General features: G+C 61.3%; 7 protein-coding genes. All 7 read right to left on the bottom strand.

The window, feature by feature from the left end:
- Positions 1-103 precede the first annotated feature (103 nt).
- A complete protein-coding gene (locus BM052_RS19130; RefSeq protein WP_091149456.1) occupies positions 104-646 on the bottom strand; it encodes a tetratricopeptide repeat protein in 543 nt (180 codons plus the stop codon).
- Positions 647-695: 49 nt separating this feature from the next.
- Positions 696-1,460, bottom strand: a complete 765-nt coding sequence (locus BM052_RS19125) for a sigma-70 family RNA polymerase sigma factor (protein ID WP_177198583.1) — start codon at positions 1,458-1,460, stop codon at positions 696-698.
- 11 nt (positions 1,461-1,471) lie between these two features.
- On the bottom strand, positions 1,472-2,236 hold the full coding sequence (fliP, locus tag BM052_RS19120; RefSeq protein WP_091149453.1) for a flagellar type III secretion system pore protein FliP: 765 nt from the start codon (positions 2,234-2,236) through the stop codon (positions 1,472-1,474).
- Positions 2,233-2,646, bottom strand: a complete 414-nt coding sequence (locus BM052_RS20065) for a flagellar biosynthetic protein FliO (RefSeq protein ID WP_091149452.1) — start codon at positions 2,644-2,646, stop codon at positions 2,233-2,235. Before BM052_RS20065 ends, fliP begins: the two co-directional genes overlap by 4 nt.
- Positions 2,643-2,942: a FliM/FliN family flagellar motor switch protein gene (locus tag BM052_RS19110; RefSeq protein WP_177198582.1), complete on the bottom strand. Its 300-nt coding sequence runs from the start codon at positions 2,940-2,942 to the stop codon at positions 2,643-2,645. Before BM052_RS19110 ends, BM052_RS20065 begins: the two co-directional genes overlap by 4 nt.
- Before the next feature lie 16 nt (positions 2,943-2,958).
- A complete protein-coding gene (locus BM052_RS19105) occupies positions 2,959-3,693 on the bottom strand; it encodes a FliM/FliN family flagellar motor switch protein (RefSeq protein WP_143084919.1) in 735 nt (244 codons plus the stop codon).
- A 5-nt stretch (positions 3,694-3,698) separates the two neighbouring features.
- Positions 3,699-4,344: flagellar hook-basal body complex protein (locus BM052_RS19100; protein ID WP_143084918.1), on the bottom strand; the 646-nt coding region annotated here is incomplete at its 5' end.

Below are 4,344 nucleotides of genomic sequence, written 5' to 3'. Positions count from 1 at the left end.
CGCACCGCGAACCGCAATATATTCCGACAAATCGCGTCATACGTATGGCGCAGGCACTGTGCTTCGCTACCTAAACGTACAAAGTCGAGATGAGGTTCGCGCTTCAATGCTTGGTAGCCTTGAGCGATGCTTGTCTAAGCAGCATCTGTGTAGCCGAGACCGGTTCCTGGCCCGCCGCTTCGCCCGTGCCGCCTGGCCGGTCGCGATCATGCAGTTCAGCCAGTATCAGTTCCATATCGCGATTGAGGGGAAGGATTTCGGAATTGAGGGCGATCCCCTGTTCAAGGAGCACAGTCGCTTCGGAAAATTCGTCACGGATCATGTGGCAAAGGCCCTCAACGAAAACACGCAGGTAATTGCCTTTAGACAGCCCGAACAACGGCCCCCAGCTTTCCTGGGCGGCGAAGGGCTCGCCCGACGTCAACTGGAGAAAGCCAAGCTGAAAGCGGGCAAGTTGGTAGTCCGGCGCAATGTCGAGCGCCCGGCGCATTGCGGTCGCACCCGCCGCGTAGTCTCGGTTCGAAGCCTTGAGCGACCCGTCCAGAAAGTGAAGCCGCGGATCGCCGGGCCAGACGACAAGCAGATCACGAAGGCGTACGAGACCGGCCACCTCGTCAGAATCGACGAGGGTCACCAGCACGTGCATGTCCTCATCCGGACAAAGTGATTTCGTACTCATGAGTGCCGTACTACTCCTACCGTTCCAGCCGGAAATGTCCCCGGACCGCCATACGTTTACGCAACGTCGCCAGCGCTCCACGATGCAATTGTGAAATCCGCCCCTTGCTGATGCCGAGCAGCGACGCAATCTGTTCGAATGCCATCCCCTGCATATAATGGCACTTCAGTATCGTCTGCTCGCGAGAGCCGATGCCGGCAAGCTCCTGCACGAGCAAGTCCTTCATTTCCCCCCAGGCAAGGCTCTGCCAGGCGTGGGGCGCTGTGCCCATCGACTGGTCACAATCCTCCCCGGTACTGCCGAACAGACCGGAATCCTCGAGCATGAAGCCCAGCGCAAGACCGACTGCCAGTTCGGCCAGCGCATCTAGCGCGCTTTCGCTTTGCTCGGTATTTCCCACGCTGAGCGAACGGACCCTGTCCTGGCGCATCCGGCGCGACCAGGACAACTGCTCGCGCATTTCGCTGGCCTTGCCTATCCCGTCGACGACGTTGCCCGATATCCGGCGCGAGGCAAATGCCCTGAACGGTACGCCGCGATCCGGGTCATAGCGTTCGATGGCCTCCAAGAGGCCCTCGAACGCATATTGATCAAGGTCGGCCGGTTCAAGATCACCGCGCGTGCGCTCACGATAATGTCGGCGCGCGATCGCCCTGGCGAAAGCGTGATGCAGCAAAAACAACCGTTCGCGTGCGGGCTGGTCCTGCGATCCACGCAGTGCTGCCCAGAGAGATGCCTCCTCCCCCAAGATCGCGCCCGGCGCACTGTCGGTTCCGCTCACGCTCGCCAACGCTAATGCACGCTCCCCACGACGCCCAGCAGGACAAGGCTCCAACCATCGACCAGCACGAACATAAGAATCTTGATCGGCAGCGACAGTGTCGTTGGCGGGACCATCAGCATGCCGAGCGCGAGGAGGATGCTGGAGACGACCAAGTCGATAAGCAGAAACGGAAGCAGGACCACAAAGCCGATCCGAAAGGCTATGCGCAGTTCGCCGAGCATGAAGGCCGGAATTAGCTGGACGAGGGACGCATCCTGCGCCCGGGCGGGCAGGGGTTTGCGCGCCATGTCGTAGACCGCCTTGATGTCCTCGTCCCGGACCTGGCGCAGCATAAAGTCGCGCATCGGCCCAGAGGCAGCATCAACGGCTTCGCGCGTGGTCAGCTCGGCGTCGAGAAACGGTTGCAGAGCCTTCTGGTTCACTGCATCGAAAGTCGGCGCCATGGTGAAGGCAGTCAGAAAAAGCGCGAGACTGACGAGAACCTGGGTGGGCGGTGTTTCTGGCATACCGAACGCATGGCGGATCATCGAGAGCACAACGACGATCCGCACGAAGCAAGTCGTGGCGATGAGGATCGATGGCACCAAAGCGATTAGTGCGACGACGAGCCCAATGCGCAAGGCATTGTCGGCACTGCCAAGCCCGAATGGTCCACCGGCCGCGGACACACCCGCAGATGCGACGGAAGCTGCATGTGTCGCGGCAAGCCCCACGCCGTGCACCAGAGCCAGCGACAGCAGAGCGGTTGCTGATGCCGCAGCGCGCCACTTCATGACGCGCCGTCGGCATCGCCGGCCTCTGTTTCAATCGGTTCACCCGGTGTGATTTGCTGCATCGACAGAACGGCGGTGGGCGTGAATGTCACCAGGAACTCACGCTGATCGAGCCGCACGAGGCAAAGGCCAACCTGGGGGGACAGGCGAATCCTCTCGATCACTGCAAGACGGCGGGCACCCTGAGCGAAGCCCTGGGTCCCGATACCCCCGTTCATCCGGTATCGAATGGCAAGCGCACCCGCTCCGGCGAGCAGCAGGCAAAGGATGAGAGCAAAGACGACACGCACGATCGAAACTCCGTCGTCCGGCGCCTGGCCCAGGGTCTGGGCACAAGCCGCAAAGCTCGATGTCATCGCAACCAGGAACAGACCACCCCGGACTACGACCGGTCCAGGACGAAGCATCATTCGACGGACGCGATCTCGGTAATGCGCACGCCGTAGTTGTCTCCAACCGCGACGATTTCTCCGCGCGCGACAAGCGCATCCGCCACATATAAATCGACGGCGTCGGCGAGGCTGGCCTCGAGGACGACGACATCGCCTTTTGCCAGGCTCATGAGCCGGGCCACCGTCACCTCCCCTTGTCCCAGCCGCGCGGAAAGGCGCACACGAACGTGTCCGAGCAACTCCTGGTTCAGCGGCACCACCTGCGGGCGCGCATTCCCGTTCCCCAGGTTCCGAGATTCTTTCGATGCCGTCACGTATTTTCTTCCATTTTCAATTCGTTACCCTGACTGCATTGTGCCCGCCCGCGTCGGTCAAGACGCCATGTGCCACCCGCATGCCACTGTCCACGTGGAGCAGGTCGAGAGGCATTCCGACACCACGATCGAGCACGACCACATCGCCTGCGACCAGATCGGCCAGTTCCTTCATCTCGATTTGGGCCGAGCCCAGTTCGGCTTCAATCGAAACCCGGCAGCTCTCCAATGCCGTCTTAAGCGAAACCATGGCCTGCCTGGGATGCGCCGTCGTCGCGACCGTCAAGTCCAACCGGACCAGCCTGACAAGCCAGTCCATCCTGGCGGACAGCCTCAGGAGCGATGTCCCCGAGACCTGGATATTGAAATTGAGATGGGAAGCCGATCCGACGGTCCGCACATCCGCGAGGCGAGACAACTGCACCCCGAGATCGTCAATGACGGCCCGTTCGAGCCCTTGGATTGCCAGTCGGTCGGCCTGCGAGATATCCGCACCGTCCGGGAGCGCCCCCAACAAAGCCTGGTGAAGCGCCTTTCGGGCTTCATCGTTGAGCGACAGGCTCAGGCCCGCAGTATCGTATGCGGCGATCCAGCTGGAGCGGCCCGGACGATCTCCAGGGCTTTCATTCAACGTCAGCCTGCCCGCCTCGGCCACGAACCAGCGCTTCCGCCACGCGTCAAGAACCGCCGCGCAGGCTGACGACACCCGTACGGGCGTCAATGCCCCATCTGGCAACCATTCGCGCTGCACCCTCGTCAACCCTGCCCTCTGATGCCAAAGAGCTGTTGAATCATGTCGTTCGAAACGCTGACGACCTGGCTCGAGGCCTGGAAGCCGCGCTGGATGAGAATGAGGTCGCCGAACTCCTGCGAGAGATCGACATTGGACGCTTCGAGCTGCTTTGAAACGATCGTGCCAATCCCGTCAGTGCCGCTTGCAAGAACGCGCCTCTGACCACTCCCGGCATAGATGTACCGGCCGTTTCCGATCGATTCGAGTTGCTGCTGGTCGCGAAAATCGGCGATTGCGACGGCGCCTACAAGTTCGGTCTCCTCGTTCGACCACGCCAGCTTGACCTGGCCATCGGGATCCACGGACACTCCTGTGAGCGCACCCACGCCGCGCCCATCCGTATCAGACACCCGCAAGGTTGAGGTCGTGCCTCCGGAATAGGACGTCACGCCGGTCGAGAAATCGAGAATAACTGACAACGGATCGGCGCCGGTGGGCGTTACCTCGATCGTCAGCTCCTGAGTGGATGGATCGAGGGTGGAGCCGATGAAGCTAAGTGTCGAGGTACCCGCAGGGCTTTGTTGCGCAATTATGCTTGGGGGATTCCTTGGGCGAATCGAGTGCGTTAGGGGGCAGCGATGCCCAAGCCTACCCCACCAAAATATCGCA

Source organism: Novosphingobium sp. CF614 (assembly GCF_900113255.1).
Classification (GTDB): Bacteria; Pseudomonadota; Alphaproteobacteria; order Sphingomonadales; family Sphingomonadaceae; genus Novosphingobium.
This window is presented reverse-complemented; position numbering and strand designations above follow the sequence as displayed.

Excerpts from the sequence above, each read along its gene's own strand:
- BM052_RS19130 (WP_091149456.1), bottom strand. The coding sequence starts at position 646 with ATGCACGTGCTGGTGACCCTCGTCGATTCTGACGAGGTGGCCGGTCTC.
- fliP (WP_091149453.1), bottom strand. The coding sequence starts at position 2,236 with ATGAAGTGGCGCGCTGCGGCATCAGCAACCGCTCTGCTGTCGCTGGCT.
- BM052_RS20065 (WP_091149452.1), bottom strand. The coding sequence starts at position 2,646 with ATGATGCTTCGTCCTGGACCGGTCGTAGTCCGGGGTGGTCTGTTCCTG.